Here is a 304-nt window from a genome sequence, read left to right on the forward strand (position 1 = left end):
AACGCCGCCGCTTATGCTCCGGTCGGTCGTGGTTCATGTGGCACCGCTGGCAGACCGCCATGAGGTTCACGTCCCGGTTGTCGGCTGTGTCGTGGTTGCTGTGAGCCGCCGCTAGAATTACTCGCGTCGTCCGGACGGCGCCGAACACGTCGTCCTCCCCGACCGCGAGGCAGATGACACGGCCCACACCGTCTCGCCAGGAACCGGCCTGCCCATCCCACCAGCGGCCATCCCCGAGATGCCCGACGATCTGGCCGTGCGGACGCTCGCAGCCCTCGCAACGGCCCTAAGCTCTGCGGAAGCG

Annotated in this window: 1 pseudogene; it reads right to left on the reverse strand. The window is 68.1% G+C overall.

The features are described from left to right. A pseudogene (locus MKK52_RS26795) lies at positions 1-286 on the reverse strand (hypothetical protein); the annotation flags it as partial. Positions 287-304: the final 18 nt, after the last annotated feature.

The sequence above is a fragment of the Methylobacterium sp. J-067 genome (genome assembly GCF_022829465.1).
Classification (GTDB): domain Bacteria; phylum Pseudomonadota; class Alphaproteobacteria; order Rhizobiales; family Beijerinckiaceae; genus Methylobacterium; species Methylobacterium litchii.